Raw genomic sequence first — 10,618 nt, forward strand, 5'->3', positions numbered from 1 at the left:
GTTGGCGCCCGGCGCGATGGCCGCGCCCAGGGCGCTCACCCGCCCGGAGCTGGAGCGGCTGCGCTGGACCGGACGGCAGGCCGGCTGCGAGCCGACCGCCCGGCACGTCCAGGTGGCCGACGTGGTCCGCCGGGTGGTGCGCGGCGGCGGCCGGGCGGCGGTCGTCACGGTCCGGATCGCGCCCGGCCTCCCGGTGGTGGCCGCCGACGCCCGACGGCTGGAGGCCGCCGTCGCCGGGCTGGTCGACCACGCGATCCGGCGCAGCCCGGTGGGCGGCCGGGTGCTGGTCCGGGTCGGGGTGGCGGGCGGCGCGTCCGGACGGCGGGCCGCGGGACGCGCGGCGGCGAACCGCGGCCGGGTGGAGATCCGGATCTCGGACCGGGGCGCCCACGAGTCGCCCGAGGCACACGAGTGGCTGTTCGCGGACGTCCGGCGGGACGGCCGGGCGGGCCCGGCGCTGCACAGCCTGGTGCTGGCCGCGGGCGGACGGCTCGCGGTGGAGACCACCCCCGGCGGCGGCCTGACCGTGGTCCTGCTGATGACCGTCGCCCACGACTGACGCCCGGCAGGACCACCCCGGACCAGCCGGCCCCCGCGCCCGGCGCCCCACCCCGGACCAGCCGGCCCCCGCGCCCGGCGGGACCGCCCCGCCGAACCCCGGGGCGTGTCCGACAACCCCCGCCGGGTGCCCGGCGAGTTACCGGACACGGCCCTAGACTTGCCCCATGCCCCGGCTCAACGACCAGGTCGGGGAACTCCTCCAGGAGTACGCCGACCTGATCAACATCGCCGGCGGGGACGCCTTCCGGGCCCGCGCCTACGAGAAGGCCGCCCGCGCGGTCGGCGGCCACCCCGAGGACCTCGCGGGCCTGGACGTCAAGGGTCTCCAACGGATCCCCGGCGTCGGCAGGTCCACCGCCGAGAAGATCGCCGAGTTCCTCGCCTCCGGCCGGATCACCGCCCTGGAGACGCTGCGCGCCTCGATCCCGGCCGGCGTGCGGGAGATGATGGCCGTCCCCAGCGTCGGCCCCAAACGCGCCCTCGCCCTCTACCGCGACCTCGGGATCGCCTCGGTGGACGACCTCGCCTCGGCGGCCCGCGCCGACAGGCTGTCCGACCTGCCCGGCTTCGGCGAGCGCAGCGGCGAGAAGATCCTGCACGGCATCGAGCTGATGCGGCAGTCCGGCGGCCGCACCCTGTTGGACACCGCCACCGAACTGGCCGAGCAGCTGGTCGCCGCGCTCTCCGCCGTCCCCGGCTGCACCCGCTGCGCGTACGCGGGTTCGCTGCGCCGGACGCGCGAGACGGTGGGCGACATCGACGTGCTCGCGACCGCCGAGGACTCCGCCCCGCTGATGGCCGCGCTCGTCGAACTCCCCTACGTGGCCGAGGTGATCGGGAGCGGGCCGACCAAGACCTCGGTGCGCACCGCCCAGGGCGTCCAGGTGGACCTGCGGGTCGTCCCGGAGGAGGACTGGGGCGCGGCGCTGGTCTACTTCACCGGTTCGAAGGCGCACAACATCAAGCTGCGCACGATGGCCGTCCGGGCCGGTCTGAAGCTCTCCGAGTACGGGCTGTTCGAGGCGGACGGCGGCGAGAAGGTGGTCTCGGAGACGGAGGACGAGGTGTACGCGGCGCTCGGCCTGCCGTGGATCGCGCCTGCGCTGCGCGAGGACCGGGGCGAGATCGAGGCCGCGCTGAACGGTGAACTCCCGGACCTGGTCCAGGAGTCCGACCTGCGCGGGGACCTGCACAGCCACACCGATCTGACCGACGGGCTGGCCACCCTGGAGGAGATGGTCGACACCGCCGCCGCCCGCGGCTACTCCTACTTCGCCGTCACCGACCACGCGCCGAACCTGGTCATGCAGCGGATGACCGACGAGAAGATGCTCACCCAGCGCGAACGGCTGCGGCAACTCGCCGACCGGCACAAGAAGTTGCGGCTGCTCCACGGCACCGAGCTGAACATCGGCCCGGACGGCGGCGTGGACTGGCCGCCGGAGTTCCTGGCCGGCTTCGACGTCTGCGTGGCCTCCGTGCACTCGCACTTCGGCCTCGACCGCACCGCCCAGACCCGCCGGCTGGTCCGCGCCTGCGAGAACCCGTACGTGCACGTCATCGGGCACCTCACCACCCGGCGGATCGGCAGCCGCGGGCCGGTCGACGTCGACCTGGACGCGGTGTTCGAGGCCGCCGCCCGCACCGGCACCGCGATCGAGATCAACAGTTCCCCGCAGCGCCTCGACCTGCGCGACGAGGACGTCCTGCGGGCCAGGCGGCACGGCGTGCGCTTCGCGATCGACAGCGACGCGCACGCCACCGGCCACCTCGCCTACCCGCGCTTCGGCATCGGCACGGCGCAGCGGGGCTGGCTCACCGCGGAGGACGTGGTCAACACCTGGACCTGGCGGAAGCTGAAGCACTTCCTGCGCAAGGACGCGGTGCCGAAGTAGCCCCGGGCGGGACCCCGCGACAGGGGAGGGACCTTCGCGGCACCCTTCACGTCTTGACGCAGCCATGCCACCACCGGAAGGATTCCCGGACCATCCGACCGGCCCGCGGCACCCGCTCACGGGCCGCCCGACCCCGGGAACCCGCCTTGGCCCTGCGCCCGTTGCTCCGCCGCGCCGCCGGTCTGGCCTGCGCCGCCGTCCTCACCCTGGCCGGCACCCTCACCGCCGCCGGCCCGGCCCACGCCGACTTCGGCACCGACTACCACGACCCGGTCACCGCCACCCGGCCGCTGACCCGCCCCGACACCCGCTCCTGCACCGTCGAGGTGATGCACGAGCGCGAGTTCCGCGACGGGTACGGCAACCCGCCGGACACCCCGTACACCGCCACCCTCACCCCGCCCGCCGACTGCGCCGGCCCCTGGTCCGCGGTGGTCCTGGACCTCCACGGGCAGGTCGCCGGGCGGCAGTTCGACCGGATCTTCAGCGTCCGCGTCGGCGGTGTCCAGATCCTGCTCTCCTCCACCCCGGAGCCCTCCAAGGACGGCATCGCGTGGAGCGTCGAGCACGACGTCACCCGCTACGCCCCGCTCTTCTCGGGCGGCCCGCAGGAGTTCTCCTTCGACCTCGCCAACGTCACCGACGCCACCTACACCGGTGTCTTCACCATCAGCGCCGAGCTGACCTTCTCCACCGCGAACGACCGTTGGCCGGCCGCCCGCACCGCCGACCGACTGCTCACCACCGGGCCGTTCGGCCTCACCCGGGCCGCCCCCGCCGCCGGGCGCGAGCTCACCTTCCCGCAGAACCTCGAACGCCTCACCGCCGAGGTCTACGCCCGGGGCGGCGGCGCCTGCGAGGAGTTCGCGTACGCCTCCGCGCCCGACGCCTTCGCCGCCGCCAACCCGGGCAGCGGGATCTGCGGCAAGGGCCCGTTCCGCGAACTGCGGCTCACCGTGGACGGCCGGGTGGCTGGCGCGGTCTGGCCGTACCCGGTGATCTACACCGGAGGCTGGGACCCCCTGCTCTGGCGGCCGGTCCCGGGCGTCTTCGCCTTCGACCTGCCCGCCTACCGGCTCGACCTCACCCCGTACGTCGGGCTGCTGCTGGACGGCCGGCCGCACACCGTGGGCGTCACCGTGAACACCGCCGAGGCGCAGGGCAACGACGTCTGGACCGGCCAGGTCAACCTCTTCGCCGAGACCGACCACGGCGCGGCCCGCACCACCGGACAGCTCACCGACCACCGGGTCGCCCCGGAGGCCACCGTCGGCACCGAACTGACCGACCACGGCGGCGGAAGCGGCGACTGGACGGTCACGGCGGCCCGGCACGACCTCGCCCGGGGCTGGGTGCAGACCTCGCACGGCCGGATCACCACCGAGGTCCGCGACGAACTCGCCTTCCGCTCCGCCCAGCGACTGCGCGACACCGGCAACGACGTGACACTGCACAACGGCACCGACCTCACCCGCACCACCAGCACCTGGGGCGGCGGCCCGCACCGCACCACCACCACGCGCGAGGGCGAACCGCTGGACGTCCGCTACCTGGTGAGCCGCGACGCGGCCGGCAACACCGACCAGACCACCACCATGGACCTCGGCTACCACCGTGAGGCCACCGCGGCGACCGGCGGCCACGTCACCGAGCGCTCCACCGTCGACCACACCCTGCGCCCCACCGCCCGGCGCCACGACGGGGACCGCACCGTCCGCACCGGAAGCAGCACCGAGGAGTACCGCGCCACCGGTCCCGAGGGGCCGTACCGGCGGACGCTCGCCTTCGTGGACGGCTGGCCGCGCCCCTGAGGCCCCGGCCGCCCGATGTGCGAAAATCGTACGGATTCATCCCGTACACCCCTGGTGCACGGCGCGCGGGAGGCGCATCATGGGAGGTGGACCTGTGAGGCAGCTGAAATAGTTCGACCGCAGGAGGCAGTGGCGACAGATCGAGACGGATCAGGGTCTGCCGCTGGGCACTACCTCGGTCGACGATCGAACTACCGGCCGGAGGACGTCACGTCCGGAGGCCACCCCCGCCTCACAGGTTCCGCGCGTCCACGGAGCATCCCCTCGGCCCCGTGGACGCGTTCCCGTGTCCCACCCCCGTGAGCCCACGGCCCGGTGACCCCCGGCGGTCGGTCACCGTACCGCCGGACGGGAAAGTTCACGCGTCGGACCCGGCGCGGTTCACCTTCGTCCGGTGAGCTGGCCGCCATGAACGATTCCAGCGGACGCCTCCCCGTCAGCAGGCGCGGACTCCTGGCCGGTGCGACCGGCGTCGGCCTCGGCGGCGCCGTCTCCCTCTCCGGCCTGTCGGCCGCCCCCGCCGCCGCCTCCCCGGTGCTCTGGCAGCGGCCGGGCCGCTCCGGCGCACCGCGCGTGGCCGGTCTGCACCTCCAGTTCGGCTCGGACGCCTCGCGCGAGGTGGTGGTCTCCTGGCACACCACCAAGTCCGTCGCCAACCCACGCGTGACGTACGGGACTTCGAACAGCGGATTCGGCCGGACGGTGCAGGCCGCGACCCGCACCTACCGGGACGCCGCCTCCGGCACCGAGGTCCAGGTGCACCACGCCCGGCTGACCGGCCTGCACGCCGACACGGACTACGTCTACGCCGCCGTCCACGACGGCACCACCCCCGAGCTCGGCACCGTCCGCACCGCCCCGCGCGGCCGCACCGCCTTCACCTTCACCAGCTTCGGCGACCAGGGCACCCCCACCCTCGGCAAGAAGACCGCCAACGGCTACGTGAACGACAACCTCGGCAGCCCCGCCGCCGGCGACACCACCGCCGGGGTCGAGCGGATCGCCCCGCTGTTCCACCTGCTCAACGGCGACCTCTGCTACGCCAACATCGCCACCGACCGGGTCCGCACCTGGTCCGACTGGTTCGAGAACAACAGCCGCTCGGCCCGCCACCGCCCCTGGATGCCCGCGGCCGGCAACCACGAGAACGAGAAGGGCAACGGCCCGATCGGCTACGGCGCCTACCAGGCGTACTTCGAGCTGCCGGACGCCCGCTCCGACGCGGAGACCAGCGGCCTGTGGTACTCGTTCACGGCCGGCTCGGTGCGCGTGATCAGCCTCAACAACGACGACGTGGCCTACCAGGACGGCGGCAACAGCTACGTCCACGGCTACTCCGGCGGCGCCCAGAAGCGCTGGCTGGAGCGGGAGTTGATCGCCGCCAACGCGGATCCGGGGATCGACTGGATCGTGGTCTGCATGCACCAGGTGGTGATCTCCACCGCCGACAAGTTCAACGGCGCCGACCTCGGCGTCCGCGAGGCCTGGGTGCCGCTGTTCGACAAGTACGGCGTGGACCTGGTGGTCTGCGGCCACGAGCACCACTACGAGCGCTCGCACCCGATCCGCGGCCAGCAGCCGACCGACACCCGCACGCCGATCCCGGTCTCCACCGACACCACGACCATCGACACCACCAAGGGCACCGTCCACATGGTCATCGGCGGTGGCGGCACCTCGGCCCCGTCCAACCAGCTCTTCTTCAGCCCGGCCAAGGCCCGGGTGATCACCGGGGTCGGCGCCGCCGACCCGGCCACCGGCAAGCGCCCGCCGGTGTACGTGATCGAGGACGCCCCCTGGTCCGCCTTCCGGGACGCCGACAACCCGTACGGCTTCGCGTCCTTCGACGTCGACCCCGGCGGCCGCAACGGGCAGACCACCATCGGCGTCACCTACTACTCCGTCAGCGGCCCGTACGGGGACCTCGTCCCGGTCGATCGCTTCACCCTGACCCGCCCGCGCGGTGCCCGCGGGGCCGGCAACGGCCGGGGCGGTGACGGACAGGACGGAAACAGCCAGGGCCACTGACCCTCGGTCGGCCCTCGGCGCGTCCGAGGAGCGGCGCCGGGCGGCCCGGTCGGCGCCGCGGAACCCGTGCCTCAGCGCCCCGGCAGCGAGCAGCTGACCCGCCAGCCCGAGGGCGTGCCGGGTCCGGCGGTCACCGAGCCCCCGTGGGCGGCGGCGCGGGCGGTGAGGCCGGCCAGGCCGGTACCGCCGGCTCCGGCGCGACGGCGCGGCAGTGGCGTGCCGGTCGGGCCGTCGGCGTCGTCGGTGACGGTCAGCTCGACCCCGCCGGCCTCGCCGGGGGCGACCCGGACGGTCACCTCGGTGGCCTGCGGGGCGTGCCGGCGGATGTTGGTGAGGGCCTCCAGGACGACGGCGTAGGCGGTCGTCTCCGCCTCGGCGGAGAGCCGCCCGGCGGAGCCGGGGGCCACCTCCGCGGTGACCCGCGGGCTGCCCGTGGCGCCGAAGCGGGCGACCAGTTCGGGCAGGTCGGCCAGGCCCTGCCGCCGGGTGGTCGCGGCCGAGGCCGGCTCGTCCTGACCGGCCCCGCCGCCCCGGCCGCCCGGTTCCCGCAGGGCGCCGACCATCTCGTCCATCGAGTCCAGCGCCCGCAGCCCGGCCTCCTCCAGGCGGCGCAGCAGGGCGACGGTCTCCTCCGACTCCTGGCCCGGGAGTTGGCCGGCCTGGGCCTCCAGCACGATGCCGGTGATCTCGTGGGCCACGAAGTCGTGCAGCCCCCGGGCGACTTCGAGCCGCTGCTCGCGCCGGGCCCGGTCTACCGCCCGCTCCCGGCGGACCTCCAGGACGCGCAGGTACAGGGCCGCCCCGGCGACGGCGAGCACCGGCAGCAGCGAGAGCAGCATCCCGAACACCGGCCAGGCCGCGCCGCCCTGGGGGACCCGCAGGGCGAACCGCAACGGCAACACCAGCGCTGCCAGCCCGATCAGCCCGCCGACCGGCCCGGCCCAGCGGTCGGGCAACCGGCGGACGGCCCGGAAGAGCAGCCCGAGCAGGGCGAGCCACTCGAAGGGCAGCCAGAACGCGGGCAGCCGGAACGGCCCGGAGTAGAGCAGGTCGACCAGCAACGAGGCCGCGGCCACCACCGCGCCGGCCACGCCGAGCGTGGTCCGCCCGCCGGGCCGGGGCAGCGTCGCCGCCGCCACGGCGAGCGCGGCGGTCAGGGCGAGCGGCAGGGCCGCGGCACGGGCGTCCGGCTTCGCCAGAACGATCGGCACCAGCACGGCGAGCACGGAGGCGACGGCGAGCCGTCGGCGGATCCGGCCCGCTCGCCCCCGCTTCGGAGCAGAGCGGGCGGAGGGAGAGTCGGTGGGCACCCGGCCGAGCCTACGGGCAGCTCCGCCGGGGGAGGAAGTCTCCTCCTCGGGAGGGAACGGCACCTCGCGGACTCCCCTCCACAGCGGGAGGTCCGCGCGGCCGGGCGCGAGCATGATCGGTGGTGCCGGAGACAACAGCACCGAAGGAGAACGCACCGTCATGGAACGCCGCCTCACCACTGTCGCAGTCTCGCTCCTCCTGCTGGCCGCGACGGCCGTGACAGCCGCACCGGCCGTCACGGCCGCACCCGCCGTCACGGCCACGCCCGGCTTCGCGGCCACGCCGGTCCACGCCGCCGCCGCGCCGACTCCCAGCGCCGAACCGGGCGCCGCCACGGGCGACTTCGGGCCGGTGAGCGTGCGCGGCACCGGCGACACCGTCCTCACCGCCGCCTTCCAGGGCTTCGAGGGCGACCCGGTGCGGATCTCGGTGGACGCCCGCGCCACCACCAACACCGATCCGCGCACCACCGTCGGCCACTTCCACGTCCGCCACGTGCGCACCGACGGCCGGCTGGTCGCCGACTTCGAGGGGGACATCGGCTGCCTCGGCGTCGGCGGCCGGGAGGCGATCGCCACCGGGGTGATCACCAAGGGCGAGGCGCCGTGGTTCCCGGGCCTGGAGCTGGTCGGCCAGAAGGTCTCGATCTCGCTGGAGGACAACGGACGGCACGGGGACCGGATGGGCTGGGTCTGGGGCGTGTTCGGCCAGCCGGTGTCGGACTGCCAGGGCACGATACCGTTCATCCGCACGACCGGTGGCGACTTCTCCGTGCGCGGCTGACCCGGACCGACCGGGCCTCCCGGGCCGACCGGGCCTCCGGGGCCGGTCGCCCTCCGGGACCCATCGGGCCCTCGGACCGACCGGGCCCGGGGCCTCCCGGGCAACGGCCGGGGCCCGCGCGCCGCCACCCCGCACCCGAGGACCTGGAGGCCCCGTTGTCCCCCGACCGTCTGTCCCCCGACCGTCCGACCACGCCCCCACCAGCCGGCCCGGGGTTCAACGACCGCACAGGGGAGGGCCGTTGAACCCCGAGGCCGACCACCGTCCACCCGACTACGCCCGACTCGCGGCCGTCGGGCCGTACTTCGCGCTGGACACCTCCCCGGGCGGACGGGCCGGGCGTCCACCCGAGGGCTTCCGGCCGCTGGCCGAGCTCTACGGCACCGGGCCGGACGCCCCGTTGGCGGCCCGGCTGCGGGTGGTGGCACGACGACTCGGCACCGGGGAGCCCCGGGTCGCCGCCTCGATCCTGCACCTGGGGCTGGCCGCCCGCTTCTGGTCGGTGGGCCTCGGCTCGGCCGTCCTGCTGGGGACGGTCCCGACCCTGGAGGACGCCTGGGTGCGGATTCCGGATCAGGGCCCGCTCGATCTCTGGAGCCAACCGGAGCCCGCCCGTCCGGCCGCCGGGGCCCTCGCCGACCAGCTCCACCAGGCCGTTCTGCTGGGCCGGTTGGAACCGCTGGCGGCGGCCGTACGGGCCGCCGCCCCGCTCTCCTCGCGCCTGCTGCTCGGCAACGCCGCGTCCGCGCTGGCCGGGACGCTGCGGGTGCTGGACGCCCACGCGCCGGGCGCCGCGCGGGCGTTGGCCGCGGAGCTGCTGGACCGTCCGCCACTGGCCGGGTCCGGCACCCTGCGCACCGGTCCGCGCGGCACGGCGTTCCGGCGCACCAGCTGCTGCCTCTACTACCGGGTGGGGCCGGGCGCCGGACTCTGCGGGGACTGCTGCTTCAGCACGCCGCCCGGCCGTCCGAAGCGGAACGGTTAATGCCGCGGCACGGTTAATACCTTCACAAATGAAGGTCATACCGCTGTCCGGCCTCCGCTCTCAGCCGCGCACCACGGTCCAGTCCACCGCCGCCGCCGGCACCGCCGCCCGCCCGACCGCCGGGTCCGCCAGCAGCCCGCGCGCCAGCGAACCCACCGGCAGGGCCGGGGTGGTGGCCGCCAGCACCCGCCCCTCGTCGTCGAGCAGCGCGGCCTCCCCGGGCAGCGCCCGCAGCGGCGGCACCAGCAGCCGCTCCAGCGCGGCCAGCGGGACGTCCCCGGCCGCCACCCCGACGAAGCCCGCGCCCGGGACGGTCACCGGCCGGGCGCAGCACAGCACGTACCGGTCCGCGCAGAGCAGGTCCACCTGCGGCCCGGCCACCGCGGGCCGGCCCTCGTCCCGGGGCTTGGCGAACCAGGGCAGCGCCCGGTAGTCGTAGAACTCGGCGTCCGCCGGGTCGAGCGCGAGCCGCAGCCGCCGCTCCCCCGCCCCGCGCGCGCCGCGGTACCACCACTCCACGTGCAGTTCGGCGTCGGCGAGCGCGCCGGGCGCCGCGACCGCGCCGCAGCCGAACCAGCGCGAGCCGGGCCGGGCCAGCAGCTCGCCCACCGCGCCGCGCACCGCGCCGAGTTCGCGGGCGGCGGGCCGGCGACCCTCGGCGGCCGCCCGGGTCCAGCAGTCGGTGGCGGCCGCCCGCAGCCCGTCCAGCTCGGCGAGCACCGAGTCGACGACGACGGCGATCCGCCGGGCGCACCGCTCGACGGAGACCGGGTCGGCCTCGTCGGGCTCGAAAGCCGCGGGCGCGAAAGCCGCGGGCGCGAAAGCCGCGGGCGCGAAAGCCGCGGGCGCGAAAGCCGCGGGCGCGACGGCTTCGGGCGCGACGGCTTCGGGCTCAAGAGCCGAGGGCAGGGTGGGACTGGACGTGCTGGTCATGACGGCTCCGGCGGCGAGGAGGGTTCCGGGAACGACGGCACGACCCCGGCTCAGCCGTCGTCCGCCAACTCCAGGTGCCGCCGGACCAGATGGTGCACGCAGGCCACCGCGTGCGCCTCGGCGGCGGCCCGGGCGGCGGCCGCGTCACCGGCCAGCACGGCGACCAGGATCTCCCGGTGCTGCTCGGCGAAGCGCTCCTGGTCCGGCCCGTACGGGGCGGGCAGCCAGAGCAGCGGGCCGAGTTCGGCCTGGAGCCGGACGGCAAGCTGGGTGAGCCGCACCGACTGCGCGGCGACGGCGAGTTCGATGTG

At 75.5% G+C, this 10,618-nt stretch carries 9 protein-coding genes; 6 read left to right on the plus strand and 3 right to left on the minus strand.

Going from position 1 to position 10,618, the window contains the following annotated elements:
* From ACFRMQ_RS30660 to ACFRMQ_RS30675, 4 genes are all read left to right on the plus strand, one after another.
* Nucleotides 1-559 (plus strand): ATP-binding protein (locus ACFRMQ_RS30660; protein WP_380733951.1); only part of this gene is annotated, 559 nt, incomplete at its 5' end.
* A 166-nt stretch (nucleotides 560-725) separates the two neighbouring features.
* Nucleotides 726-2,456, plus strand: a complete 1,731-nt coding sequence (gene polX, locus ACFRMQ_RS30665; RefSeq protein WP_380733952.1) for a DNA polymerase/3'-5' exonuclease PolX — start codon at nucleotides 726-728, stop codon at nucleotides 2,454-2,456.
* 146 nt (nucleotides 2,457-2,602) lie between these two features.
* Nucleotides 2,603-4,267, plus strand: coding sequence for a peptide-N4-asparagine amidase (locus tag ACFRMQ_RS30670; protein ID WP_380733954.1), 1,665 nt, complete (start codon nucleotides 2,603-2,605; stop codon nucleotides 4,265-4,267).
* A gap of 408 nt (nucleotides 4,268-4,675) precedes the next feature.
* Entirely contained in the window at nucleotides 4,676-6,295 is a 1,620-nt protein-coding gene (locus tag ACFRMQ_RS30675; protein ID WP_380733955.1) for a purple acid phosphatase family protein, read from the plus strand.
* A 71-nt stretch (nucleotides 6,296-6,366) separates the two neighbouring features.
* On the opposite strand, the gene ACFRMQ_RS30680 is transcribed toward ACFRMQ_RS30675, so the two are convergent.
* Nucleotides 6,367-7,605, minus strand: coding sequence for a sensor histidine kinase (locus ACFRMQ_RS30680; protein ID WP_380733956.1), 1,239 nt, complete (start codon nucleotides 7,603-7,605; stop codon nucleotides 6,367-6,369).
* Between the two features lie 160 nt (nucleotides 7,606-7,765).
* Between ACFRMQ_RS30680 and ACFRMQ_RS30685 the strand changes: the two genes are divergently transcribed.
* Together ACFRMQ_RS30685 and ACFRMQ_RS30690 are read left to right on the plus strand one after the other, a co-directional pair.
* A complete protein-coding gene (locus ACFRMQ_RS30685; RefSeq protein ID WP_380733957.1) occupies nucleotides 7,766-8,389 on the plus strand; it encodes a hypothetical protein in 624 nt (207 codons plus the stop codon).
* A 241-nt stretch (nucleotides 8,390-8,630) separates the two neighbouring features.
* Nucleotides 8,631-9,374: a (2Fe-2S)-binding protein gene (locus ACFRMQ_RS30690; protein WP_380733959.1), complete on the plus strand. Its 744-nt coding sequence runs from the start codon at nucleotides 8,631-8,633 to the stop codon at nucleotides 9,372-9,374.
* 60 nt (nucleotides 9,375-9,434) lie between these two features.
* On the opposite strand, the gene ACFRMQ_RS30695 is transcribed toward ACFRMQ_RS30690, so the two are convergent.
* Entirely contained in the window at nucleotides 9,435-10,307 is an 873-nt protein-coding gene (locus ACFRMQ_RS30695) for a cache domain-containing protein (RefSeq protein ID WP_380733960.1), read from the minus strand.
* Nucleotides 10,308-10,357: 50 nt separating this feature from the next.
* A partial coding sequence (locus ACFRMQ_RS30700; RefSeq protein WP_380733961.1) for an FCD domain-containing protein occupies nucleotides 10,358-10,618 on the minus strand: 261 nt, incomplete at its 5' end.

The sequence above is a fragment of the Kitasatospora sp. NPDC056783 genome (assembly GCF_042789895.1).
Lineage (GTDB): Bacteria > Actinomycetota > Actinomycetes > Streptomycetales > Streptomycetaceae > Kitasatospora.

Excerpts from the sequence above, each read along its gene's own strand:
- ACFRMQ_RS30675 (WP_380733955.1), top strand. The coding sequence starts at position 4,676 with ATGAACGATTCCAGCGGACGCCTCCCCGTCAGCAGGCGCGGACTCCTG.
- polX (WP_380733952.1), top strand. The coding sequence starts at position 726 with ATGCCCCGGCTCAACGACCAGGTCGGGGAACTCCTCCAGGAGTACGCC.
- ACFRMQ_RS30685 (WP_380733957.1), top strand. The coding sequence starts at position 7,766 with ATGGAACGCCGCCTCACCACTGTCGCAGTCTCGCTCCTCCTGCTGGCC.
- ACFRMQ_RS30695 (WP_380733960.1), bottom strand. The coding sequence starts at position 10,307 with ATGACCAGCACGTCCAGTCCCACCCTGCCCTCGGCTCTTGAGCCCGAA.